General features: G+C 69.6%; 20 protein-coding genes. 6 read left to right on the forward strand and 14 right to left on the reverse strand.

Annotation, left to right across the window (positions count from 1 at the left end):
* Positions 1-141: 141 nt before the first annotated feature.
* The 8 genes from C8K36_RS16875 to C8K36_RS16910 all read right to left on the reverse strand — a co-directional run bounded on the left by C8K36_RS16875 (position 142) and on the right by C8K36_RS16910 (position 7912).
* A complete protein-coding gene (locus C8K36_RS16875; protein WP_107985673.1) occupies positions 142-1344 on the reverse strand; it encodes an N-acetylmuramoyl-L-alanine amidase in 1203 nt (400 codons plus the stop codon).
* Positions 1345-1497: 153 nt separating this feature from the next.
* Positions 1498-1821, reverse strand: coding sequence for a thioredoxin (gene trxA, locus C8K36_RS16880; protein WP_107985674.1), 324 nt, complete (start codon positions 1819-1821; stop codon positions 1498-1500).
* A gap of 52 nt (positions 1822-1873) precedes the next feature.
* On the reverse strand, positions 1874-2863 hold the full coding sequence (gene trxB, locus C8K36_RS16885; RefSeq protein ID WP_107985675.1) for a thioredoxin-disulfide reductase: 990 nt from the start codon (positions 2861-2863) through the stop codon (positions 1874-1876).
* 206 nt (positions 2864-3069) lie between these two features.
* On the reverse strand, positions 3070-3663 hold the full coding sequence (locus C8K36_RS16890; protein WP_107985676.1) for a TetR/AcrR family transcriptional regulator: 594 nt from the start codon (positions 3661-3663) through the stop codon (positions 3070-3072).
* A gap of 30 nt (positions 3664-3693) precedes the next feature.
* Positions 3694-4461: an ABC transporter ATP-binding protein gene (locus tag C8K36_RS16895; RefSeq protein WP_107985677.1), complete on the reverse strand. Its 768-nt coding sequence runs from the start codon at positions 4459-4461 to the stop codon at positions 3694-3696.
* On the reverse strand, positions 4458-5585 hold the full coding sequence (locus tag C8K36_RS16900) for an ABC transporter permease (RefSeq protein WP_107985678.1): 1128 nt from the start codon (positions 5583-5585) through the stop codon (positions 4458-4460). Before C8K36_RS16900 ends, C8K36_RS16895 begins: the two co-directional genes overlap by 4 nt.
* Before the next feature lie 138 nt (positions 5586-5723).
* Positions 5724-6920: an NADH:flavin oxidoreductase gene (locus C8K36_RS16905; RefSeq protein ID WP_107985679.1), complete on the reverse strand. Its 1197-nt coding sequence runs from the start codon at positions 6918-6920 to the stop codon at positions 5724-5726.
* Complete coding sequence (locus C8K36_RS16910; protein ID WP_107985680.1) at positions 6917-7912, reverse strand: NAD-dependent epimerase/dehydratase family protein; 996 nt, start codon at positions 7910-7912, stop codon at positions 6917-6919. The genes C8K36_RS16905 and C8K36_RS16910 overlap by 4 nt, the downstream gene beginning before the upstream one ends.
* Positions 7913-8010: 98 nt before the next feature.
* On the opposite strand from C8K36_RS16910, the gene C8K36_RS16915 reads away from it, so the two are divergent.
* Positions 8011-8631: a helix-turn-helix domain-containing protein gene (locus C8K36_RS16915; RefSeq protein ID WP_107985681.1), complete on the forward strand. Its 621-nt coding sequence runs from the start codon at positions 8011-8013 to the stop codon at positions 8629-8631.
* A gap of 6 nt (positions 8632-8637) precedes the next feature.
* On the opposite strand, the gene C8K36_RS16920 is transcribed toward C8K36_RS16915, so the two are convergent.
* The 5 genes from C8K36_RS16920 to C8K36_RS16940 form a co-directional block, all read right to left on the reverse strand.
* Positions 8638-9396 (reverse strand): hypothetical protein, encoded by a 759-nt coding sequence (locus C8K36_RS16920; RefSeq protein WP_107985682.1) that lies wholly within the window; start codon positions 9394-9396, stop codon positions 8638-8640.
* A 64-nt stretch (positions 9397-9460) separates the two neighbouring features.
* Positions 9461-10042, reverse strand: a complete 582-nt coding sequence (gene sigM, locus C8K36_RS16925) for an RNA polymerase sigma factor SigM (RefSeq protein ID WP_107985683.1) — start codon at positions 10040-10042, stop codon at positions 9461-9463.
* Positions 10043-10102: 60 nt separating this feature from the next.
* Complete coding sequence (locus tag C8K36_RS16930) at positions 10103-13873, reverse strand: murein biosynthesis integral membrane protein MurJ (RefSeq protein ID WP_107985684.1); 3771 nt, start codon at positions 13871-13873, stop codon at positions 10103-10105.
* Between the two features lie 392 nt (positions 13874-14265).
* Entirely contained in the window at positions 14266-16680 is a 2415-nt protein-coding gene (locus C8K36_RS16935) for a DUF6049 family protein (RefSeq protein ID WP_107985685.1), read from the reverse strand.
* Positions 16677-17240, reverse strand: coding sequence for an NUDIX hydrolase (locus C8K36_RS16940; RefSeq protein WP_107985686.1), 564 nt, complete (start codon positions 17238-17240; stop codon positions 16677-16679). Before C8K36_RS16940 ends, C8K36_RS16935 begins: the two co-directional genes overlap by 4 nt.
* Before the next feature lie 125 nt (positions 17241-17365).
* Here C8K36_RS16940 and C8K36_RS16945 point away from each other — a divergent pair, with 125 nt between their 5' ends.
* From C8K36_RS16945 to C8K36_RS16965, 5 genes are all read left to right on the forward strand, one after another.
* Entirely contained in the window at positions 17366-18820 is a 1455-nt protein-coding gene (locus C8K36_RS16945; RefSeq protein ID WP_107985687.1) for a CCA tRNA nucleotidyltransferase, read from the forward strand.
* 95 nt (positions 18821-18915) lie between these two features.
* Positions 18916-19323, forward strand: coding sequence for a TOBE domain-containing protein (locus C8K36_RS16950; protein WP_107985688.1), 408 nt, complete (start codon positions 18916-18918; stop codon positions 19321-19323).
* Between the two features lie 53 nt (positions 19324-19376).
* A complete protein-coding gene (gene modA, locus C8K36_RS16955) occupies positions 19377-20108 on the forward strand; it encodes a molybdate ABC transporter substrate-binding protein (RefSeq protein ID WP_107985790.1) in 732 nt (243 codons plus the stop codon).
* Positions 20105-20911, forward strand: a complete 807-nt coding sequence (locus C8K36_RS16960) for an ABC transporter permease (RefSeq protein ID WP_107985689.1) — start codon at positions 20105-20107, stop codon at positions 20909-20911. Before modA ends, C8K36_RS16960 begins: the two co-directional genes overlap by 4 nt.
* Positions 20908-21990 (forward strand): sulfate/molybdate ABC transporter ATP-binding protein, encoded by a 1083-nt coding sequence (locus C8K36_RS16965; protein ID WP_107985690.1) that lies wholly within the window; start codon positions 20908-20910, stop codon positions 21988-21990. Before C8K36_RS16960 ends, C8K36_RS16965 begins: the two co-directional genes overlap by 4 nt.
* 17 nt (positions 21991-22007) lie before the next feature.
* On the opposite strand, the gene C8K36_RS16970 is transcribed toward C8K36_RS16965, so the two are convergent.
* Positions 22008-23531, reverse strand: a complete 1524-nt coding sequence (locus C8K36_RS16970; protein ID WP_107985691.1) for a DUF4185 domain-containing protein — start codon at positions 23529-23531, stop codon at positions 22008-22010.
* Positions 23532-23646 lie beyond the last annotated feature (115 nt).

Consider the following 23646-nt stretch of genomic DNA (forward strand, 5'->3'; position numbering starts at 1 on the left):
TCTCATTGTGAGACGGGTCGGCGATATCGCCCCGAGGGGCCGGCGCTGAGAGCTAGGTTGAGCAAATCGTGGGAGAAGTCGTGTTCTTCCCCGCCTACTGGGTCGCGTGGTACGTGCGAGACAGCAGGCGGGCGAACAGGATCAGCGAGCCTGGGGCGCGCTGGAGAGTTCTTCCGCGAGCAACTCCGCGAATGTGAACGTGCCCGTCGGGGCGTCGTCCTGTCCCAGCAGGTACAGGCGCTTGACCGCGATCAGAATGGCCTCGGCGATGGTGTCCCGCGACCGCGGATCGGTGAGTACTGAGATGTCGAATTCGTTTGTGAGATAACCGATGTCGACCTGCACCGTGGGCATCTTGGTGAGTCGCAACAGTTCCCACGTACGACCGTGAGTTCTGCAGTCCCGCAGTCGAGTTCGTGCCACAACCTCGCGCTGGATGAAACCGGTGAGGATCTGACCGATCATCGATGTGGAACCGTGCGAGTTGCCGAAGTGGAAGCTCGCGACACCGCTCGCGGCCGGGCTGGCGTGGCTGTCGCAGCGCAGCGAGATCATGAGATCGGCGTCGAACCCGTTGGACGTCTCGGCGCGCTCGGCCTCGCTGGGGTTGGCGTGTTGGGGCCGGGACAGGAACGTCTCCATCCCGGTGGCGGCCATGCGGCCCTCGAGTCGGCTCGCGAGGTCCCACAGGATGTCGGCCTCACTCATCGGGCCGTGCGGGGTCTTCACGATCCGGCCGGTGTCGGCGCCGCCCAGTCCCGGGTCGATGACGATCCGCTTGCCACTCAGCTGCGGGCCGGACCGGCGGACCAGTTCCTCCTCGCTGATGGCGTGCGGGGAACCACCGGAGACGCGGGTGCCGAGCAGTTCCAGCGACCGCAGCGTGGCCGGGCCACAAATGCCGTCGGCGGCGATGCCGATCTCGCGCTGGAACGAACTGAGGGCCTCGTGCGTCTGCGGGCCGAAGTAGCCGTCGACACGCCCGATGTAGAAGCCGAGATCCTGCAGGCGCGTCTGCAGGGCCGCGACGTCGTCACCGTAGAGCGGTGCCGACAACTGGTAGATGAGGGTGCGAGCCCCGAGCCGGTACGACGCCTCCTTGAGGGAGCGGTACGTTGCCGGGCCGACGATGCCGTCGACGAGCAGTCCGCGTTGCTGCTGGAATGCCCGGACGGCGGAGTCGAGATGGTGGTCGAACATCGCGTCGGGCGACACCCAGTGCGAGCCGTTGACGGCCTCACGATGCGTCTCGGCCACCCCGTTGTGGAGGAAGCCGAGGCCGGTCAAAGTACCCCGAATCTCGGCGACGGCGGGGCCGTGATCGCCGTGACGGAGTAGCTGCATGCTCGCGGGCCTTTCGTTGCGCGGACGTTTGTCGATTCTTTCAGACGGCGCTCGGCCCCGGAAATCTGCTCAGGCCACAGTGTGACAAGACTGTGGTGCCGGTCTGGTCACACTGTGGCCCGGCAAAGGGTCCAACGGGACGAACGGGACGCGTCAGAGGACGTCTGCGAGATCCTTGAGCAGAGCGGCCTTGCCCTTCGCGCCGACAATCGTCTTCACGGGCTTGCCGCCCTGGAACAGGATCATCGTGGGGATCGACATCACCTGGAAATCGCGGGCCGCGCCCGGGTTCTGGTCGATGTCGAGCTTCGCGACCGTGAGCTTGTCGCTGTGCTCACCGGCGATCTCCTCGAGCACCGGAGCCACCATCTTGCACGGACCGCACCAGGTGGCCCAGAAATCGACGAGCACGGGCTTCTCGGAGTCGAGAACCTCCTGCTTGAACGAGTCGTCGTTGATCGTGATGGTGTTCGCCACAGAATCCTCCTGGGATCTGATCCGGTTCGGTTGACGGATGGGGGTAGGCAGGTCAGGCGTCGACGGCGACGGGCTCGCCCGCAGCGGCCAGGGTGTTGTCGGTGATGTCGCCCTGGTCCGACAGCCAGCGCTCGGCGTCGATGGCGGCGGCGCAGCCGGTGCCGGCGGCGGTGATGGCCTGACGGTAGGTGTGGTCCACCAGGTCGCCGGCCGCGAACACGCCCTCGGTCGAGGTCGCGGTGGTGGGCGACTGCACCTTCACGTAGCCGGCGTCGTCGACGTCGACCTGGCCCTTGACGAGCTCGCTGCGCGGGTCGTGGCCGATCGCGACGAACATGCCGGTGACGGCCAGCGTGGACTGCTCGCCGGTGACGGTGTCGCGGATCACCAGGCCGGTGACGCTGTTCTCGCCGAGGACCTCGATGGGCTCGGCGTTGGTGACGAAGCGGATCTTCTCGTTCGCCTTGGCGCGCTCGAGCATGATGCGGGAGGCGCGGAACTCCTCGCGGCGGTGCACCAGGGTGACGCTGCGTGCGAACTTGGTGAGGAAGGTGGCTTCCTCCATCGCGGAGTCGCCGCCGCCGACCACGACGATGTCCTGGTCGCGGAAGAAGAAGCCGTCACACGTGGCGCACGCACTCACACCGCGGCCGAGGAGGCGCTCCTCGCCCTCGATGCCGAGGTAACGGGCGGCGGCGCCCATCGCGAGGATGACGGCGCGGGCGTAGTACGTCTCACCGTTCGCGACGACCTTCTTGACCGGGCCGTCCAGCTCGATCTCCTCGACGTCCTCGGTGCGGATGTCCGCACCGAAGCGCTTGGCCTGCTCGCGCATCTCGTCCATGAGGTCCGGGCCCATGATGCCCTCGCGGAAGCCCGGGAAGTTCTCCACCTCGGTGGTGGTCATCAGCGAGCCGCCGAACTGGGTGCCCTCGAAGAGGAGGGGCTCGAGCTCCGCACGGGCGGCGTAGACGCCGGCCGTGTACCCGGCGGGTCCGGAGCCGACGATGATGAGGTCACGGACCGTGGTCGGAGTAGTCATGCGGGCCTTTCCTGTCTGTCCTGCGCTGCGACGGTTCACTTTGCTCACGCGTACCCGCCGGGGAGGGCGTGGCTCGCGGAGTCGGTCAGGTCAACAACAGATTAGTGGGTGTTGTTCCCCGCGGGGGTGTGCCGCCACGTGGCTTCCGCTGTCGAACGTTTCACGTGGAACCAGAGGTGTGCACCGCGTCATAGGAGCGGCGCGTGTCAGTCGGTCCGCCGCGCGAGGTCGGTGACGTAGGGCCGCACCAGGTCGGCCGCGTTGCGGCGCGCGGTCTCGAGATCCTCGCCCCGCTCGACCTGCCGGGTCGCCGCGTGCAGCACCGCGTTGATCAGTTCGGACATCGCGGCGACATCCCGCGCTCCCAGCTCGCGCAGCGCGTCGGACAGCGGGGTGTAGAGATCGTCGTGCATCGCACGGCTCTTGGCGTCGAGTTCCGGGCCGGGTGCGAGCTGCGCGAGGGCTGTCGCGATGGCGTGCTCGCCCTCGGCGACGAGGGCCAGGTTGGCGTCGATGTACGCCAGGACCCGCCGATCGGGAGAACCGGCGTCGGACATGGCGGAGGCGACCCGGGCCGACCACCGGGGGAAGGCGTCCTCGATCAGCGCCTCCAAGAGGTGCTGACGAGACCGGAAGTACTGGTACATGCTCGACCGCGCCAGCCCGGCGCGGGCGGCGACCTCACCGAACGACGGGATGTCGGTGGCCCCCTCGGCGAGGACCTCACGTGCTGCGTCGAGGAGGGCACGTTCCTGGGCGGCTCGATGCTCACCGACGGTGGGTGCAGTGATCCGCGGCACGTGCCCTCCTCTCTCGCTGCTGGTTCGCGACTACCGGGGCGTGAGCCGCCCGTCGGTCATCTCGACCACACGGTCGCAATAGTCGAGGACATCGTAGTCATGGGTCACCATGACGGTCCCGACCTTCGATTCGCGGGCCTCACGCGCCAGCAACTGGACGATCTCGTGGCTGCGGGCCCGGTCCAGCGCCGCGGTGGGCTCGTCGACGAGCAGCAGCGACGGCGTGGACACCAGGGCGCGGGCGATGCCCACGCGCTGGCGCTCCCCGCCCGAGAGCTGGTCGGGGCGACGATCGGCCTTGTGGCCCAGACCCACCTGTTCGAGGAGCTCGAGCGGATCACGGAACTTGCGGCCCTTGGTGTTGCCGAGGTGCGAGACCAGACGCAGTTGGTCGGCCGCCGTGAGCGACGGGATCAGGTTGCCGCTCTGGAACACGAATCCGATGTGCCCCCGCCGGAACCTCGCGGCCTCCGCCCTCTTCATCGCCAGCAGGTCGTGGCCGCCGACACGGACGGTGCCCGAGTCCGGGGTGGTGAGCGCGCCGGCGACCGCCAGCAGGCTCGACTTGCCCGAGCCGGACGGCCCGACGACCGCCACCATCTCGCCGGGGCGGACGGTCAGGCTCACCGCGTTCAGCGCGGTCACGGTCTGATCCCCGTCGCCGAGGCTCAGGTTGGCATCGACGATCTCGAGGGCTGCGATCTCGAGGGCTGCGACCTCGAGGGCTGCGGTGTCGACGCGGGTGTCGGTGTCAGTGGTCACGGCAGGGGTCCTTCCGAGGTCCTTGCGGGCGCTCATCGCTGGCCTCCCAGCGCGTTCAACGGATCGACGGACGCGATGCGGACGATCGCGATCGCCGCACCGATCAGCCCGAGGACCGTCAGCAGGACCGCGGCGACGGCCACGGCGGCGGGCTCGAGCAGGAACGGCACTCCCCCGCCGATCAGGGAGCCGAAGCCGTAGCCGACGGCGGCACCGACCGCGACCGAGCCGAGCAGCAGGATGAACGCCTGCGCGAGGCCGTCGCGCAGCAGGTATCCGGTGGAGGCGCCCATCGCGCGCATCACGGCGATCTCGTGCTTGCGCTGAATCGTCCACACGGTGAAGAACGCGCCGACGACGAGCGCCGAGATCGCGTACAGGAACACCTTGATGAGGTTGAGGGTCATCGTCTCGGCGCTGAAGCCGGGTGAGGACGCGAACGAATCCTCGAGTGCGACGGTCGACGTCTTCGCGGCCGCGTCACCGGCTGCGTAGTCGAGTGTCGCGCCGGGCGCGGCCTTCAGCGCGACGGCGGTGGACTCGGCCATCGACTGTGCCGGAACGGGCTCCCCGGGGCGGACGCCGGTGTGCAGTTCGCGCCACGTGTCGATCGGCAGGTACGCGACGTCGACGTGGCCGAACGTCTGCTTGCCCTCGGTGACGCCGACGATCGTCAGTTGGGTGCCCAGCCGATCGATCGTGATGGTGTCGCCGAGTGCGACGCCCTCGTCGAGGGCACTCTTGCTGACGACGATGCCGTTGGGCTCGCGCAGATCCGCGCCCTGGGCCGCGGTCGGCGCGAGGAACGAGTCGACCGGGACGCCGAACAGGGCCAGGTCGACCGGGACGCCCTTGTCGCTGTGGGCATTGACGAGCATGTTGCCGAAAGGCTCGGCCTCGTCGACGCCGGGCTGCTCGCGCCACGCCTCGACCTGCTCGTCGGTGACTGCGCTCCGGGAGAACGCCGAGTCTGTCTTGGTGCCCTCATTGAAGGCGAATCCGTCGACGGGCAAGGCCTTGAGGCCTGAGACACCGTCTTCGACGAGGCCGGAGGACAGGCCGGACAGCAGCACCATCAGCACGGAGATGAGGGCGATGACACCGCCCATCAGGCCGAATCTGGAACGCGCGAACCTTAGCTCCCGCAGGGCGAGGAACATCTCGATCTCCTGGTCGGTGTGGTGTGTCGATGGGAGCCGCCACGCGATGCTCGACGAATCGACATCTTCCCGACGGCCTGTCGGTAAATATACCAACGCACTGTCGGGAAGATCCGTGACGTTTGTCTCCTCCGCCGGTCAGTGGCGGGAGTTCTCCCACAGGGCTTCGCGCACCACGCACCGGGTTCCCGAGTAGATCGTCGGCAGGCACTTGTTGCAGTGGATGCACAGGCCCTCGGCGACACCCTCTTCGCGGAGTTTGCGCGGCAGGTACGGGTCCCGCAACAGCGCCCGCGCCATCCCGACGAACTCGAAGCCATCGTCGAGGGCGGTCCGGATGGTGTCGGCTCGGTTGATCCCGCCGAGCATGATCAGCGGCAGGGTCAGCGCCTCGCGGAACTGTCGCGCGAACGGTCGGAAGAACGCTTCCTCGAACGGGTAGGTGGGGAAGATGTGCGGGCCGTACACCCGCAGTCCCCACCCGACCGGTTTAGGTTGCGCAGCAATGAATTCCGCCAGCGGAACGTCGCCCCGGAAGTAGTACATTCCGTTGAGTAGTGAGCTGCCGCCGGTCAGTTGCAGGGCGTCGACGCAGCCGTCGGACTCGATCAGACGGGCGATCTGCAGGCTCTGGTCCAGCCACAAGCCCTTCGGGACGCCGTCGGCCATGTTGAACTTCGCCGTCACCGCGACGGACCCACCGACCGCGCCCCGCACGCGCCCGAGTACCTCTCGCGGGAAGAGCGATCGGTTGACGACACTGCCACCGTAGATATCCTTGCGCCGGTTGAGGTTCGGGCTCAGGAAACTGCTCAGGAGGTAGTTGTGCCCGAGATGGACCTCGACGGCATCGAACCCGGCGTCGACGGCGACACGCGCCGCCCGCTCGAATTCCCGGGCCACCTGCTCGAGCTGCGCCCTGGTGGCGGCACGAACCGGACCCATTGCGGGCGCACTGATCCGGGCTGACGGCGCCAGGGAGCGGGCCCTGTTCGACACCTGGTTCGCGACCAGCCCGGCGTGACCGATCTGCGCGCACGCCAGCGCGCCCTCGGCATGCACCGTGTCGGTCAGGTGCCGCAGATCCCGGCCCGTCCGGTCGTCGAGGACCAGGGTGTGGCGGTGGACGCGGCCGCCGGGCGAGACGGCGCAGTAGGCGACGGTGGTCATCGCCGCTCCCCCGCGGGCCACCTCGCCGTGAAAGTCGATCAGCTCGGGCGTCACCCGCCCGTGCGGCATGACGCCCTCGAACGTCGCCGCCTTGATCACGCGGTTCCGCAGCGTCAGTGGACCCAGCGGCGCCGGTTCCCAGACCTCGGTCGAGACGGGAGTCATTGTGGCACTGCTTGTTTCGGATCGTCCACTGACGCGGCGAGCGCGTCACGCACCGGACGCCACGTGAGTCCCAATTCGGACAGCGTCCGAGAATCGTCGGTGGGGGCGGCCGCGGTGAGCAGCCACGCCGCCTCGTAGCTGAATCCGGCGCCCACCGGCAGGAACCGGCCGACCGCGTCGGCGACCCGTCCGGCACCACGGAAGATGCTCGGAGCCAGTGGGATTCGTCGGATATGGCGGCCGGAGGCGCGCTCGAGGACGTCGATCAGTTCGTTGAACTCGATCAGCTCGCCACCGCACAGGTACCGGCGCGGGCCGCGGCCCGGTCGCATGGCCGCGGCGTGTACGTCCGCGACGTCGCGCACGTCGATCATCGCCATCCCGCCGCGCAGCCTCGGGGCGACACCGGCCTCGACCATCGGCGCCCAGCCCGTCGCGGTGATGCCTGCGCCACCATCCAGTCCGGGTCCCACGACACTCGACGGGTACGTGATCACCACGGGGGCGCCGGCGTCCTGCAGGGCCCGCGCGATTCGGTCGGCGGCAGCCTTGGTGCGGCCGTACGCGCTACGCCCCGGCGCGGTGGGGCTGTCGGGGCCGATCACCGGGTCCGGGGACGGGAACAGCGCGCTGTAACTGGCGACGTGCACGATCGGGTCGAGTCCGAGGAATGCGGCTCGGGTGAGCAGTGTCGCGGTGGCCGCGGTGTTGACCTCCCACATCAGCGTCTCGCGACTGTCGTCGGTGCCGACCACGCCGGCGGCGTGCAGCACGGAGTCGCAGCCGTCGAGCAGTCTCGCGATCGCCGCCGGGTCGCGGATGTCGCCGGTGAGGACCTCGACGCGGGCGGCGCCGGCCCCGAACAGGGGCGGGATCTGCTCGACGGGCTCGTCCGGATGCACCAGGAGTCGGATGTCGTGGCCGTCGGCGAGCAGTCTGTGCACGGTGTGTGCGCCGACGTAGCCCGTCCCCCCGGTCACCGCGACCTTCATGTTCGTTCTCCCTGAATGAGCCACGCAATTAAGAGGCCACTGGACTCGTAAAGCAAAGGATAGCGCAACCCGGTGCCCGTGGCCGACAATTCGAGGCGATGAATGCACACGTGAACGGCAGTTCCAGCCAATCCGGGCGCCCCCGCGACCCGAGAATCGACGCCGAGGTCCTCGCCGTGACCCGAGAGATGCTCGTGGAGGTCGGCTGGGACCAGCTGAGCCTGCGCGCGATCGCGACCCGTGCCGGGGTGAGTCGGGCGGCTCTGTCGCGGCGCTGGACGTCCAAGGCGCACCTGGTGCTCGACGCGATCCTGGGGTCGACGCCCGACCTCGCGCCGTTCGAGGGCACCGATCGTGCCGGGTGGATCGACTGGGTGGTCACCGGCAGCGCGCAGATCTTCTCGCGTCCCGACGTCCGCGCCGCCGCCCCCGGCCTGCTGGCGGCCCTGCGCGACCACGACGACCTCCGAAAAGCGCTGTGGCAGGGGTTCAGTGGTCCGGCGACCGAGCTGTTCGCCGCCCACGGCGGTGCGGGTCAATCAGAGGAGAGTCGGCGCCGGGATCTGCTCGACGCGAAGGCGGTCCTGGTCCTGGCGTCGGGAGCGGCGTTGTTCGCGAGTCTGGTGGCCGGGGACGACGCCACACCGGAACTGCACGCGCGGGTTCTCGAACTGCTCACTCCGGTCGCCGAGCGTGGTCCGGTGGAGAGCGGAAGCTAGCTCTTCTCAGCCTATTTCGGTTCGGCTGAGCAGGTCGGGATGCGTCGCATCGCATCCCGCGCCGACCACCAGCGCCACCAGTGTCGGCGGCGTCGGTCCGGCGATCAGGATCAGCACGGCGTCGGTGCCCTGGTATCGCACGGCCCGCGTGCCCAGGACGGGCCGGGAGGTGTCGACCCCGACGGCGGCCAGGCAGGCCGAGCGCACGTCGGGCCTCGCCAGCGCGCCCGTGCCACCGGACTCGGCACTCCCGATCAGTGCGAGGACCTGAGCGCGATCGATCGCGCCGGTCAGTTCGGCTCGCGCGGGGCCGTCGGGTGTCGTCGAGGTAGGTGACGCGACCACCGCGGGCACCGTCGAGTCGGGGCGATCGATCCCGGTGAGCGCGAAGACGATCGCGAGGGCGGCCGCCGTCGACGCTGCGGCGACACCGAGCCACGCCAGCCTGCGCCTCTTGGCGGCCGCACCGGACAGCGAGATCACATTCGGGTCGAACGTCCGATCTTCCAGTCCCAGAGCAGAATTGATGCGATCTGCGATCTCGGGGGGGATGGGCGTCCCGACGCTGTGGTCGCGGCCCGTCTCGGCGAGGCGCGCACTGACGGCGTCCAGCGCGTCGAGCACGGCCACGGCCTCCGGATCCTGTCGGACCAGCGGCCACAGCCGCTCGCTCACGGATTCGGGGAGAACGCCGGCATGCAGATCTGCGAGCAGGTCCGTGGAGAACGGGGGGCCGAGAACGTCGTCGCCGCTCTGTAGCGTCATCTCACCTCCTACCCGCAGTTCCCGGGACACGATTGTGCCTTCAATTTGTTCTGACGCGGGGGAATCAAGATCGGTTCCCTACATCTCGCAAGTATTCCAAATGAGATGCGAGCTTCGTCCGAGCACGCGCGCATCGACTCTTGACGGTTCCCTCCGGCACACCGAGTCGTCTGGCCGCCTCGGCAACGGAATAGCCCTCCATGTCGACGGCGACGATTGCGGCCCGCTGATCGGGCGACAGTCGCTGCAGGGCACGGTCGACGAGGATCGACGTCTCCCGTTCGGCGATGCGGTCACGGTCATCGCTCGGCTCGTCCGCCTCGTCGGTCGACAACGACACCGCCTGCCGCACCCGATTGCGCCGGATCCGGTCGAGACACGCGTTGACGACGATCTTGTGCAGCCAACTGCGCACGGCTGCATCCTCCCGGAACGAACCCGCCGTCCGGTGAGCCGACAGCAGCGCCTCCTGCAGCGCGTCCGCGGCGTCCTCGACGGTGTAGCTCGTTCTTCTCGCAACATGCCAAAGATGGTCGTAGTGCCGACTCAGCAACTCCGCGAACGCGCCCCCATCACCCGACGCGTGCGCTGCCAAGAGTTCCGAATCGGACAGACCAGCTTTGGCGACCCCCCTGAAGATTCGCACCGGCGGATGCTAGCTGATCGGTTGCCCGTCACGCCGTGCAAGACCGTGCCGAGCGGTATGTCAGCGCGCCGCGGTGAACGACACCTCGGCGATCCCGGACTGGTTCTTTCCGCTTGTCGCGCTCAGATCGGTGATCCACACGAGGACGTTCTTGGTGCCGGCCTCCGACGCGAGTGGGATTTCCGTCACACCGTCCGTCAAGGTGGCATTTCCGATGACGCGGGTCTGGTCCAGGGACGTGTTCGGGGACGGTGCCGTACGGATCTCCACCTGGGTGCCCGGAGTGGGCGAGGTGATCTGCATGCTGGTGAGCTTCGCGGCGTCGGGCAGCGTCACCATCAGGCCGACGCCGTTCTTCAGCGCAGGGAAGGGCTGGAAGTACGCGTCGGTGCTCCACACCGTCGCGGGGTTGCCGTCGATAGCCAGACCCGCGTTGGCGGCGTTGTCGGGCGTGCCCTGGGGCGAGAACACGGTGGCGCCCGTGGGCTTCAGTGACGCCGTCGCGGCCGGCGGTGCGGCCGGAGAGGCCTCCGCAGACGTCTCGGGCGCCACGGCCGTCGTCGTCAGGCCCAGGTTCTGTTTCGTGAGCGGTTCGTCGGAGCTTCCGCCCGCCAGCAGGTTCACCAGCCACCAGCCGATGAGCGCCAGTACCACCACGGTCAGGACACCGAGGGAGACCAGCGCGATCAGCGTCCGGTCGGACTTCTGCTTCTCCGCGGCCACGGCCTCCGGATCGGCGAGGGCGTGCCCGGAGCTGCCCGGAACCCGTTGGCCCAGGCGCAACGCCGGCATGAGGTCGGTCTTCTGGTCGACGACCGTCGCCTGATCGAGGATGTGCTGCACCGTGCCGGCCGCCCGGATGCCGCTGTCGCCGCCGAGCGCGCGGGCGGCCACTGCGGAGATCTCGAACGGCACGTCGGGGCGCAGCTGGCGCGGTTCGACGGGGCGGCCCGATGCATCCCGTTCCGCCGGGGGCATCGCGTCGTCGCCCTGGTTGCCCGGGCCGTCGAGCGGCCAGCGTGCGGTGATGAGCGCGTACAGCATCGCGCCGAGTCCGCGCACGTCCGAGGCGGGGTCGGCGTCCGACAGCGTTCCGGGGAACGCGAGGACGGCGTCGCCCGCGGAGCTGATGCGGATGCGGTCGGGGTCGTCGACGGACAGCGCGCTGCCGCCACGGTGTGCGGCCTCCGCTGCGCCCGCGAGCGCGCGCACGGCGCGTGCGGCACCGACCGGAGACGGATCGGTGGCCGCCATCTCCTTGAGCGACCGGCCCGGCGTCCACTCGGCGACGACGATGCCGCCCGAGGATCCGCGGACCACGTCGAGCACGCGAGCGAGGCCGGGCGAATTGATGCGTCCCAGCCGCAGCGTGCGCGACAGGATCGCCTGCGGCCCGTCGGGGCCGGTGGCGGCCAGTCCGTCGGCCTGCTGGTCGGCGTCGACGAAGGTCAACGCCACCTCGCGGTCGAGCTTGATGTCGAGGGCCTGCCAGAACTGCAGTCCGCGGGCGCCACCGTGCGGCGCGAGCAGGCGGTAGCGACCACCGGCGACCGAGGCGCCCGGCACCAGCTGGGGTCCGCGCAACGGACGGCGGGATTCGGGGACGGCGCCGGTGACGCGCAGCGGCGGGAGCTGCGGCGAGCCGATCGGGAAGACGCCCGTGTCGACGTTCAGATCCCGGCTGCGGCGACGGCGATCCGACACCAGGTCGGCATCGTCCGGAGTCGAACCCTTGTTGGAGTCCGGCGAATCGGAAGCATCTGCTGCCGAGTCGTTTTCGTCCGAAGCGGTCGAGGCGGACGGCGCGTCGGACTGCTGGTCCGGCGAATCTGTCGAAGTGGCACCGGCATTCGCCAGCTTGGTGGTGCCGTCCTCGACGTCGGTGGACGTGCCGTTTCGCTTGTCGGCACCGTCGTCGTCGCTCACACTCGCTCCTTCAATGAACTCGTCGGGAATGTAATCCGCACCGACGTATGCCTCGCTGCGTCCAGGGTACGGGAGACCATCGGGCCTATCGAGAGACCGCGGGAGGTCCCGGACAACCGGAATCAGTTCGGTATCAGCCTCGTACGGGCGCGGCGCGACGCCCGTCGTGTCCTCGGCGGCTCGGCCGCCGCGCCCGCGCAGGGCCGACACTTTGCGGCCCACCATGACGGTGATGGCCATGACCTCGGGTACCTTCGCCAGCCACATCAGGACGAACGTGACGACCAGCATGAGTGCACCGGTGATGGCGACGCGGATCATCGCGCCGGGACCGCCGAACGACTCGGACAGCCGCTCGAGCCCCAGCAGCTTGTCGGCCGCGAACATCGCGACGGCGCCCGCCGCGGACGCGAGCAGCACCACCCACACCGTCTTGCCGACGTTGGCCATCCTCAGATCGCCGAGGCTGCGGTGCAGGAGGAAGCCGCCGATGAGGGCACCCGCGACGAACGCGAGGCCGTTCGCGGCGCCGAGCAGGATGACGACCTGCTGGTTGTTCGCCGCGACGAGTGGCGTCAGCGCGGACAGCGCAATCTTCACGCCGGTGATGCCGAGGATGATCCACGTCGGCGTCCACGCCTGCTCACGCGCGTAGAAGACGCGGAGATGAATCAGCACCAGTGAGTACGGGATGAGCGTGAACGCCGACCAGCTGACAGCCTCGCCGAGGCGCTCGGCGTTGCCGGCCCCGAAGTTGCCGTAGCCGTACAACGCGTGCCCGATCTGCGGTCCGGCGAACGTGAAGAACGTGATCACCGGGATGAGCGCGATCATCGTCAGCCGGGTCGCGACGGAAAGATCGTCGACCACTGCGGGGGTGTCGTCGTCGGCCGCGTTGCGGCTCAGTCGCGGCATGATCGCGGTCAGGACGGTGACACCGAGGACGCCGTACGGCAGCTGCAGCAGCAGCCACGCGTTGGTGTAGATCGCCGGTCCGGCCTCGTCGGCGTGCGCCGAGACGCGCGTCGCGAACACCATGCCGGCCTGGCTGATGAGCACGTAGAGCACGATCGCGACGGCCATGCCGCCGAACTGCTTGAGCCGGTCGTCGATACCCCACAACGGGCGCAGCGAGATGCCCTGGCGGCGGATCGCGGGCAGCAGGCTGACGGCCTGGATGATGACGCCGGCCGTGACGCCGAGTCCCAGCAGCAGCAGGTGCGGATCGGTGATGCGGACCGGGTCGAGCGAGATCTCACCCGGCACCAACCAGTACCCAGCGAGGATCGCGAGCACCACCAGGTTGTTCAGCACCGGCGCCCACGCACCCGGCTTGAACTCCTGACGAGTGTTGAGGATCGCTGTGAGCAGCGCGGACAGGCCGTAGAACAGGATGGCCGGCAGCAGCAGGAAACACAGTGCGGTGGTGAGTGCGGTGTTGACCTGGCCGTCGTCGGGCAGGAAGACGTACGTGGTGAGGATCGGTGCCGCAGCGGTCGCGAGTAGCGCGGCGGTACCCAGCAGTGCGAGCGCCGCGGTGAAGAGTCTTCGGACGAACGCCGCGCCCTGGTCGGGGTCCTCCTTCTCCGCGCGGACCAGCACGGGGACGACGATCGCGGTGAGGACCGCGCCGAGCACCAGCTCGGAGATCATGTTCGGGATCTGGCTCGCGACGGTGAACGCGCTCGCCACCGCCGGACCGAGCGCCGTCAGCAGCAGTAGCTGCTTGAGGAAGCCGGTCATGCGGCTGATCAGCGTCGCGATCGCGATGGACCCCGTGGCCGCGAGAAGGCTCTTCTTCTGCGGTGCGGTCTCGGCGACCTTCTCCGGTTCCTTCTCGGCTACCGGCTGAGGCGGAACCGGACGGGCCGGTACAGGCTGCTGCGGGAGCGGGCGGGGCGGCATCGGGCGGGGACCGCCCTGGGGCATGGGGCGTCGCGCGCCGGGCGGGGCGGGACGCTGAGCACCCGGCGGCACCGGACGCTGGGCGCCGGGAGGGAGCGGGCGCCGGGCTCCGGGCTGGACGGGACGCTGCGCGCCGGGCTGGACGGGACGCTGCGCGCCGGGCGGGACGGGACGCTGCGCACCGGGCATGGGGCGCGGCGGCTGACGGCGGGGTGCTCCGGGCGGGATCGGGCGCGGGCCGTTCTGCGGCGGCGGCACCGGACGTCGGACGGGCTGCGAGGGTTGTCCGGGCAGCCCGGGCCGTTCCTGGGGGCGGTGGTCAGGATCGGCGCCGCGATCCCACGGCTCCGGCCGCGCCGACGACCGATAGCCCTCGTCGCGAGAGTTCTCGGTCATGGACGTTCATACCCTTCGTCGGCTCGGTCAGGCTGGCCGCGGAACCGGTGCCAGAGTCGTCGCCCGGCCAGGAACAGCAGAAGTGCACCAGCGCACGCCGTAATTATCGCCAAAGCTTGACCGTACGCATTCGACCGCACCGTGACGGACGTCTGTTCGCCCAGGCTCTGGCCGCTTTCGGTGGTCAGTGAGAAGTCCACCACCATGGTCCGGGAGTCGGAAATCTCGGCGGGAACCTGCAGCGACCGGCTGCCGCGGGGTGGCAGTTGCTGAGGTCCGATGTCGGTGATCTGCATCTCGGTGGGGGCGTCGACCCGCAGTTGCACCGTGATGGCGACGGGTAGTTCGTTGCGCGCCACCAGCAGCAGTGGACTCTGCTCCGACGCGAGCGTGTACACCCCGCCCGGCGCCAGGATCGTGACCGCCGAGTACATGCCGTCGACCGTGGTGGCGACGGCGCTCACCCGCTGTCCCGCGATCGTGTCGGCGGTGGCTGCGGCGTCGTTCTGTTCGCGGCGACCGGACAACGTCATGGCGCGGAGCAGATCCTCCCGCAGCGGCGCGAGGAACCGGGTGGGCGTCAGCGGAACCTGCGGATCGTCGACGAGGGCCGCCATGAGTTCGTCGATGCGTGGTTCCTGCGCGCCCACTCCCCACTCGATCGACTCGGGGGTCCCGTCGACGATGGCCTGCTCCGGGTACGCCAGCGACGCCGCCGCCGGCGAGGTCGGTGGCTGTTCGGCGACTCGCGACAGCGGCTTGGGTGTCGCGAGCCCAGAGCGCAGCAACGTCGACACCGTCGACAACACGGCCGCGGCCTCGTCGCCGTCGGCCGTCCACTGCTGCGGCGGCACGATCAGCATCGGCCGGTCCGCGGGCCGATTCGGTCCCCCGGTCGAGCCGGTCGACTGCAGCGCCGACCACGACATTGCGCCCAGGGCGTCCTGCAGTCGTGCGGTGCGCGAGTCGCGGTCCACGTTGTAGCGTGCCCGGGCGGGCACGTACGACGGCGTCTGCGGGTCGGCGCCGACCGCAGCGAGGGCCGCCGCGGCGGAGACGTCGAACAGTCCGGCGGTCACGGCGTCGGCTCCCGCACCCGTGACGACGACCTTGCCGCCCGCGGGTGCCGTCGAGTCGATCGCGTTGGCCGCGAGAAGTGTCGTGGTGGGTCCGATGTCGTGCAGCAGCTGTGCCGTCGCGTCGTCGAGGACACCCGAGTCGGGCCACGTCACGTTTCGCAGCGAGGCGACGCCGAGGATCGAGTCGACGATGTCGGCCGGTGCCTTCAGCGCGGTGTCGGTGAGCGAGGTCTGGTCGACCCGGCTCAGTGCGGCGAGGTCCACCTGTGCGAACGGCACCGACGTGATGCACATCGTGCGGGCGATCGATTCCAGGCGCTCGAGCCACGCTGCGGCGGCGGCGCGTCCGGACCCCTCGCGGGCGGGCCCGTTCGGGTCGGCCGGATCGTCCACGACCAGATAGCCCTGCGTCATGTTGCTGACCGTGATCAGCAGGTCCGGGTCGACGGCCAGGCACAGGGTGTCGGTCAGCCGGCGGTCGCGGTCGACGTCGGGTCCGGTCGCGTGCTCGACGGCGCCGAGGAGTTGGTCGAGTCGACCGCCCGCGGACAGCGAGGAGGCGAGTTCGTCGTCGCGGAGCCGGACCTTCTCGGTGACCGAGCCCGGGACGCCGGCTGCGAGCCGGGGCCGGTCGGCGAGCGGCCACAGCAGCGTGAGCGCGACCGGGGAGGACGTGTCGGGGGGCACCGGCGCAGTCGGCGAAGTCGGCAACGTCTCACTGACCGGCGGTGTGGTCTCGGTGGTGCCACCGGCCGCCCGCGGCAGGCCGAGCACCGGGAGCAGGAAGCGGGCGTCGTCGAGCCGGGCCTGCCCGCCGTACTCGGGGGCGCCGTTCACGTTCACCAGGAGCGGGTACACGCCGGGCTCGGTGACGTCGAGCGACGACCCGGTGAGCGACCGCAGCGGCAGCGAGAGCACGAACTGCTTCCGTTCACCCTCCGCGAGCTCGGGTGTGACCTGCACGAACGGGCCGACGACGTCGAACTGGCCCTGATCCATGTCGAGCGAGGTGCGCAGCTCCTCGCTCGAGTCGACGCGGGGCGCGCGCTGCAAGCGCACGCCGACGTCCGTGACCGCGCGGTCACCGACGTTCGCGACGGTCCCGGTGACGGTGACGACGGGATCCGACGTCGTCGTGACGGTGGACGGGGTGACGTCGTCGATGTGCAGTTCCAGGAACTTGGGTTGGCTGCGCGCCTTCGTGGTCTGCGCGAAGGCGGTCCCCGCCCCGGCCGTCCCGGCGATGGCACCGATGAGCATCAGGACGAGCGCCAGCACCGTGTAGGTCGCGGCACCCGGTCGTCTCCCTGCGGGACGCGATGCCAGTGTCATTCGGCGTCGGTCTCCCCGACCCTCGAGGGCCCCATCTCGGCGATGAGCTGACCGGCGATCTCGGCGAGCTTGCGTTCGTCGGCGTAGGCGAGCCGGGAATCCAGTTCGGACAACGGCACCCAGGCGACCTCGGTGACCTCGATGTCCGCGTCGGACAGCTCACCGCCCAGCGACCGCATCAGGTAGTGGTGCACGGTCTTGTGGACGCGCCGGCCCTCGGTGACGAACCAGTAGTCGATGCTGCCGAGCGAGGCGACGACGGAACCGCGGATGCCGGTCTCCTCGGCGACCTCGCGCATCGCGGTCTGCTCGGTGGTCTCGCCCTGCTCGATGTGTCCCTTGGGCAGCGACCACAGCAGGCGCCCGCGCCGATCGGTTCGGCCGATGAGGGCCGCGCACAGCTTGTCCTCGGGTCCGCCGAGACCGTCGACGACCAGTCCGCCGGCGGAGGTTTCACGGACGGTTCGCAGGTGCGGGGTCTTGGATTTGACGGAATCAGCGCTGGTGCCGCGACGCCGCGAGGAGCGACGGTTGCGGTTGGCACGTTCAGCGGCGGACACCTCATTGATCGTAGTTGACACGGCGCAACCTGCCGGACTCCCACGCCAGAGGTCGGGACGCGCTGCGCGGTGTCCTCACCGGAGGTGCGTTCGGCGCCGCGACGACCTCGGTAAGGTTTGCTGACGTGAATGCCCCCACTCCCGATGCCGAGCGGCGCGCCCGACTCCTCGACGGTGCGCACCGAACCCTGAGCAGCCTGTCGGATGTGCTGACCCCGCTCGGCGCACGCTTCGCCGAGGCCGGGCACGAGCTGTACCTGGTGGGCGGCAGTGTGCGCGACGCGGTCCTGGGCCGTCTCGGCACCGACCTCGACTTCACCACCGACGCGCACCCCGAGCAGGTGCAGCAGATTCTGCGCGGCTGGGCCGACAACCAGTGGGACACCGGCATCGCCTTCGGCACGATCAGCGCGGCCAAGGGCGCCGACCAGATCGAGATCACGACCTACCGCACCGACACCTACGACGGGGTCACCCGGAACCCGGAGGTGCGGTACGGCACCACCCTCGAGGAGGATCTGGTCCGCCGTGACTTCACGGTGAACGCGATGGCGGTCCGGGTCGACGGCAGCGGCACGTTCGAGTTCGTGGATCCGCTCAACGGGCTGGACGCACTGCTCGAGGGTGTCCTCGACACCCCCGCGGCCCCCGAGATCTCCTTCAACGACGATCCGCTGCGGATGCTGCGCGCGTGCCGGTTCGTCTCGCAGTTGGGGTTCACGCTCGCACCACGTGTGCGGCAGGCGATCGTCGACATGTCCGGGCAGATCGAGCGGATCACCGCCGAGCGGGTGCACACCGAACTCGACAAGCTGATCCTCGGCGCGTACCCGATCGACGGCATCAACGTCATGTGCGAGACGGGTCTCGCGGACCGCGTGGTCCCCGAGATCCCCGCGATGAAGCTCGAGATCGACGAGCACCATCAGCACAAGGACGTGTACTGGCACTCGCTGACCGTGCTCAAGCAGGCGATCGACCTCGAGGACGGCGATCCGGACCTGGTGCTGCGCTGGGCCGCGCTGCTGCACGACATCGGCAAGCCGGACACCAAGCGCAACGAGCCGGCGGGCGGCGTGAGCTTCCACCACCACGAGGTGGTGGGCGCCAAGCTGGTCCGCAAGCGGATGCGGGCGCTCAAGTACTCCAAGCAGATGGTCGACGACGTGGGCCAGCTGGTGTTCCTGCACCTGCGGTTCCACGGCTACGGCCAGGGGCAGTGGACGGATTCGGCGGTCCGCCGCTACGTCACCGACGCCGGTGACCTGCTGCCGCGGCTGCACAAGTTGGTCCGCGCCGACTGCACCACCCGCAACAAGCGTCGGGCCGCGGCCCTGCAGGCCACCTACGACGACCTCGAGGTGCGGATCGCCCGGATCGCCGAGCAGGAGGACCTGGCGCGCGTGCGCCCCGACCTCGACGGCAACGCGATCATGGAACTGCTCGGCATCCCGGCGGGACCGCAGGTCGGCATGGCGTGGAAGTTCCTCAAGGAACTGCGCCTCGACCGCGGCCCCCTCGATCGCGACGAGGCCGAGGCCGAGCTGCTGAAGTGGTGGGCGGACCAGCCGAAGGGCTGAGTGGGGCCGAGTAGGATCCCGGGCGCGTACCGAGCAGGCGCAGAATCGGATCGAAACGATTGAGGCATCCGCAGATGCGGATCTAGACTCCGTGCATGCCTGACATCCGGATACGCGACGCTGCCCAGCTACTCGGTGTCAGTGACGACACCGTCCGACGGTGGATCGACGCGGGCACGCTCGTGTCGCACAAGGACGACGCCGGCCGCATGGTCCTCGACGGCCGTCAGCTCGCCGAGTTCGCCCGGGCCAACGCGGCTCCGGCTCCGGAGAATCCGCTGGGTGTGGGCAGTTCGGCCCGCAACCGCTTCACCGGGCTGGTGACCCGAGTGGTGATCGACGGCGTGATGGCGCAGGTCGAGATGCAGTGCGGCCCGTTCTCCGTCGTCTCCCTCATGAGTGCCGAGTCGGCGACCGAGTTGAAGCTCGAGCCCGGCAGCATCGCGGTGGCCGTCGTGAAGGCCACCACCGTGATCGTCGAGACGCCGGCGGTGTCGGCGTGAGGCGCGTGCGGGCGGGGGCGGTGGCCGGCACGCTGGCCGGCGCGCTGGCTCTGATGACGTTGCTGTCCGGATGCAGCGGCTCCGCGGATTCCGGCACCGACTCCGAGTCCGGCGCCACGATCACGGTGTTCGCGGCGGCGTCGCTGAAGTCGACGTTCACCGAACTGGGCAGGCTGTTCGAGGCCGAGCATCCCGACACCCGCGTCGTGTTCAACTTCGGGGGATCGTCGGACCTGTTCACCCAGATCGACCAGGGCGCCCCGGCCGACGTGTTCGCGTCCGCCGACACCGCGAACATGACGAAGGCGGTCCGGGCGGGGCTGACGGCGTCGGATCCGGTCAACTTCGCGACCAACACGCTGACGATCGTCACGCCGCCGGGCAACCCGTCCGGCATCACGTCCTTTGCCGATCTCGCTCGTCCGGGCATCGACCTCGTGGTGTGCGCACCCCAGGTGCCGTGTGGCAACGCGACCCAGCGCATCGAGGACATCACGGGTGTGCGCCTGTCCCCCGTCAGCGAGGAGTCGTCGGTGACGGACGTCCTCGGCAAGGTCGTGACGGGGCAGGCCGACGCGGGCCTCGTGTACGTCACCGATGCGGCCGGTGCGGGAGACAAGGTCGCGACCGTCCCGTTCCCGGAATCCGCGCGGATCGTCAACACGTACCCGATCGCGGTGCTGCGCAACTCCGACGATCCGCTTGTCGCCGGCGAATTCGCGGCCTTCGTGATCGGGCCCGACGGTAGGCAGGTGTTGTCGGCAGCAGGATTCGGCGCGCCGTGATCACCACGCCGCGGGTGCGCGTACCGGCGGGGTTGCCGGTGTGGATCTACGTGCCCGCGGCCGTCGGCGCCCTGCTGGTGGTGTTGCCGCTCGTCGCAATGCTCGCTGGGGTGGACTGGGCGAACTTCGTGAGCCTGGTGACTTCCGAATCGTCCGTGGACGCTCTGCTGCTGAGCCTGAAGACGGCGTCGATCAGCACTGTGCTGTGCCTGCTGCTCGGCGTGCCGATGGCGCTCGTATCGGCGCGGTGCGAGTTTCCCGGGCTGTCGGCGCTGCGCGCACTCGTGTTGCTGCCCTTGGTTCTTCCGCCCGTCGTGGGTGGACTCGCGTTGCTGTACACATTCGGCCGACACGGCCTGCTGGGACAGCACCTGGAGCTGGCCGGCATCCAGATCGCCTTCTCGACGACGGCGGTGGTGCTGGCTCAGACGTTCGTGGCGTTGCCGTTCCTGGTGATCAGTCTCGAGGGTGCGCTGCGCACCGCGGGCCGACGCTACGAGGCCGTCGCCGCGACCCTGGGTGCGCGTCCGACCACGGTGCTGTGGCGCGTCACCGTTCCCCTGGTGCTGCCCGGACTGATCTCGGGGGCGGTGCTGTCGTTCGCCCGCGCACTCGGTGAGTTCGGTGCCACACTGACTTTCGCGGGCAGCTTGCAGGGTGTGACCAGGACGCTGCCGCTCGAGATCTACCTGCAGCGCGAGACCGACCCGGAGGCTGCGGTCGCGTTGTCGCTGGTGCTGGTGGTGGTGGCCGTGGTGATCGTCCTGGGTGCCCGGACCCGCCGCCTGGTGGGGGCGTTGTGAGCGGCCTGTCGCTGCGGGCCCGCGTCGACGCCCGCGGACTCGACGTCGCGCTCGACGTGGCGCCCGGCGAGGTCGTCGCGATCCTCGGGCCCAACGGCGCCGGCAAGTCGACGCTGCTCGACGTCGTGGCCGGACTGCTGCGCCCCGACGACGGACGGGTCGTGCTCGACGATCGAGCGCTCACCGAAACCGCGAAAGGTGTTGCGGTGCCACCGCATCAGCGGTCGGTCGCGCTCCTGGCGCAGGAGGCGCTGTTGTTCCCGCACCTGACGGTTCGAGAGAACGTCGCGTTCGCGCCGCGTAGCGCCGGTGCGGGGCGGCGCGAGGCGTACGCCGTGGCGGACCGCTGGCTGGACGAGGTGGATGCCTCGGCGTTCGCGGGTCGCCGGCCTCGGCAACTGTCCGGTGGGCAGGCGCAGCGTGTCGCGATCGCGCGCGCGCTGGCGGCCGACCCGCAACTGCTGCTGCTCGACGAACCGATGGCCGCGCTCGACGTCGGCGTGGCGCCCGCCCTGCGCGCCGTGCTGCGGCGCGTTCTGCGAACCGGAGACCGCACCGCGATTCTGGTGACCCACGATGTGCTGGATGCACTTTCGCTCGCGGACCGGGTGGTCGTGCTCGACGGTGGACGGGTCGTCGAGGAAGGGCCGGTGGATCGGGTGCTGGCCCGTCCGCGCAGCACGTTCGCGGCCCGGATCGCGGGGATCAATCTGATGTCGGGCAAGGTGTGCGACGGCGTCCTCGACACGGTCGCCGGGAGCGTGCACGGTGTCGCCGAGGATCCTTGCGACGACGGTGAGCACGCGGTGGCGGTATTCAGTCCGACCGCGGTCGCCGTGCACCGCACGCACCCGGAAGGAAGCCCGCGCAACGTGTTCCGTGTCCGGATCGCGGAGATCGAGGGGCTCGGCCGGCACGGCCACGCGATCCGGGTTCGCGCCGTCGACCACCCCGACGGGTCGGCAGGACTGGTCGCCGACGTCACGGCTGCTGCCGTCGCCCAACTCGATCTGGTTCCCGGCGACGACGTCTGGTTTGCCGTCAAGGCAACCGAGGTGGCGGTCTATCCGGCCGCGTGATCGCCGGAACCGCGGGATCACTCGAGCTGCGCCCGCATGAGGTAGACGTTGTAGCTGTCCCACTCGGACATCGTGAAGTACAGGTCGTTCGGGGTGGACCACGGGTGCATGAAGCCGCCGTACATCTTGGGGTACTCGGCGGCATCGGCGAGGGTGCCCCCGTCGGACCAGACTCCCTGCGGACTCGCGGAGCGGCGCAGAATGATTCGACCGGACATCGGATCGAGGTAGCTCATCAGCCACTGTTGCCGGGTGGCGTCGTAGCGGACCGACAGTTCGCTCGCGGCCCCCGCGACGAGTGGTGTGGCGAGGTGCTCGACCACCGGCACCCACGATCCGGCCACCCAGTACTGGTAGGCGCTGGGGTTGAGCAGCTCGCCGACCGGGACGCGGGCCAGTCCCACCGCACCGAGGCGCCCGTTGGGGGTGCCGAACATGAAGACGTGGTCGCCCTGCGGGACCATCGCCGCCACCTGGAACCGGCCGGTGCCGAAGATGTTGTCCCACTTGGCATGCTGGTCTTCGGTCCAGGTGTGGCCGTCGTCGTCGGAGTAGGCGATGCCGCCGTAGTTCGTGTACCACATGCCCGGGACGACGCTCCAGCGCCGCACCGACATGTAGCTGAGGTACTGACGATCGCCGATCGCGAACCCGGACGTCGGAATTGTGGTGGTCTCCCAGTTCGGGATGTGCCGGGAGGCGATGATCTCGGCGGCGTGGCAGCGGCTGTCCTGCACCATGGAATCGATCGTCATGCCGTCCGACAGGTCGGTGTCGGTGCTGTGCCCGAGGACGTTGCTGCGCCAGTCCTTCCCGTTCGCGCCGGGCGGGACCCAGTCGAGCCCGAAGGTGTCGCCGAACGCGACGGAGATCTCGCCCGGGCGGCTCTGCCAGGTGATGCCGAGGTCGGTGCCGCTCACCTGCCAGCGCTTGTCGGTGCGGTTCTCGGAACCGGGGCCGGTCACCTGCGACACCAGATCCACGGCCCGCACCTGCGGGGCACCGATGGACGGGGTGAGGGGTCCTGGTTCGATCGTTCCGATCCGGAACGGGGGCGCCGGTTGCGGTGCGGGGCCCGGTTCGTCCCCCGGAATCGGAATCGGCACGGTCTCGGACCTGGGCTGAATCTCTATACGCGGCAACGAGAACGAACCGGATCCGGACCCCGAACCGGACCCGGACCCCGAATCGGATCCCGGCGCCCCGGGGTCGGGAGCGGCGGGCGTCTCGGCCAGGTCGGTGACGTCCGGGCACGGGTCGGCGCACGGGTCGGCCGGCAGCGGATCCTGCGGCACCCGGGTTTGGTCGGGCGCGGGATCCGGGAGGGGCACGGGGACGAACTCCGGATACGGCAGCGGAACCCCGATGACGGGCGGATCGGTCGGCACCGGTTGCGGGTCCCGCACCGAGGGGTCGAAGCCCCGCTCGCCGCATGCATTCGTGAACGCCACCGGATCGGGTGTCTGCGCGACGGCGGGGGCCGTGGCGAGTGCCAGACCCGTGGCGGTGGTGGCGAGTAGCGACGTCAGAATCCGAGGCATGACCGTCAGTTCCGTGCGACAGCGATTTCCGCCGAACGTAACACCGGCCGGGTGCCCTCCCCCGGCGCAACGGTGTCGACCGTGACGGAACCGTGTCACGTTGCCGCGCGTCGAA

Origin of the sequence: Rhodococcus sp. OK519, from assembly GCF_003051005.1 — a bacterium.
Classification (GTDB): domain Bacteria; phylum Actinomycetota; class Actinomycetes; order Mycobacteriales; family Mycobacteriaceae; genus Prescottella.